A 1,612-nucleotide genomic window follows, 5' to 3' on the forward strand; every position below is an offset into this window, starting at 1 on the left:
CTGCAGCAGCTGACTTAGCTCTGCGTCCCGCCGAACCCAGTCCACTCGGCTGCGCTTCTTGATGCGGCGTTGGAAAGACGGCGTCGCTTTGAGGGTGGTCGACGCCAGCCAGGTGCGGTCATGCCGGTAGAGCCAGGCGTAGTCGGCGCTGGCACGTGCCCTGACCATAGTCACCTGGCAAATCCCTTCCTTTTGACAAGCCAGCAGCGCTTCCATCCACCGTGCTCGCCGCAGTTGAACTTGAGCGATGCCGGCCGCGTCTTTGCTTGGCCGCGGAGTTGACGGGTACTGCGCTAGGATTCGGTACACCGAACTTAGTGAGACACCTGTCCGTGCAGCTACGGCCGGTAACGAACTCAAGGAGCCTAGGGCTTTAACTACCTGATCAATCACTGAAGGATGTAGCGTCTTGCGGCGTTCTCTGATCGGCATGTTCTGTGCCCGGCGCCAGGTCACGACGGTTGTCACGCTCCGTCCGATCTTTGCTGCCACCTGGCGGCACGACAGCGATGGATCTCGCAGGACTGCCTCGTCGTCCATCGTCGGCGCCGAGGATGAAGCATGGATAACATCAGCCTCTATAAGTGAAAGAGCGCCGAGAGGTGAATCCTTGAGCCGCATGTCGCATCTGCCACACGCAATCTCAAAAGCGGCTACTGAGCCGAATAGAAAATCGATCAGCAATAGATGGCAAATTGGGTGCAGCGATCGCTGGGGCATATCGAACAGAGAACGTAGCCACACCAGCGGATGCGCAGCAGTGTCAAGTAGCCGCGCTTGATGGTCGAAACCATGGAAATCATTGAAATGTTGGCGCAGCTCGTCGGCCAGCGAAGGAAAATCCACGCGGTTGCGGCGGGTGCGAAATCCTAGTGTCAGCGCGGCATCCCGGTACGCCGACGCCCGCTGAATCGGATCCATCGATGGCAGGGATGCTTCGACTAGATCCTGCGATAGCTGGGCGAATCGCAATTGTCGCACTTCAGCGAGGATGGAGCGCTGCGTTCCCGGCATTGCATCAGGAAGGACCAGCCTCTGGCGGTGCGTCCGGGCTTGCAGCGGCAAGTTTTGTAGCAGGACGCCATGGAGGGTGCAGCAGTTGACGCCAGGCAACTGATGCCGACGCATCCAGTAAAGGCTACCGTGGTGCTCCCAGCTGTCGGCCAAGCAGCCGGGGCAACTGCGTAGCGCTGGATTGGCGCCAAAGCGGTTTGCCACTCGGCCCATTAGCGTCTTGAGTCCTTTGCCGTCGCCATGTAGCAGGCTGTGGCATACGCGCGTGTGGAGAGCCGTCGTGAGGAAAGGACGGTGGTAGGGCAGCAAGGTGCCGCGCTCCAACAGCTCTGTAAGGGTCGTGAATGGAAGCAAGCCACCGAGCTGCTGCGTCATTGCAAGAAGCCTCGTTTGCAAGTCCACGCTCGGCACTAGCGTGCGACAGCCGAAGAATCGCTGGAGGACGTCACGCGGCGCGCCTCCGGCATTGAGTGCGGCAAGCCTGCCTAGCCACGAATAAAGAAGCTCGTCCGGAAGCAGTGCGGGCGCATAGCTTATGCCGATGCCGGACATGGGAGGTTTGGCAATGAGATGCAAATAAGGGTGTATGCGCTTAAGG

1 protein-coding gene is annotated in these 1,612 nt (G+C 59.6%); it reads right to left on the minus strand.

Translation table 11 applies throughout. The annotated features are described in order from the left end of the window. Nucleotides 1-1,566: TnsD family Tn7-like transposition protein (locus N4G42_RS25315; RefSeq protein ID WP_260669156.1), on the minus strand; the 1,566-nt coding region annotated here is incomplete at its 3' end. Between the last annotated feature and the right edge of the window lie 46 nt (nucleotides 1,567-1,612).

Origin of the sequence: Acidovorax sp. K2F (genome assembly GCF_025246485.1) — a bacterium.
Lineage (GTDB): Bacteria > Pseudomonadota > Gammaproteobacteria > Burkholderiales > Burkholderiaceae_C > Acidovorax > Acidovorax delafieldii.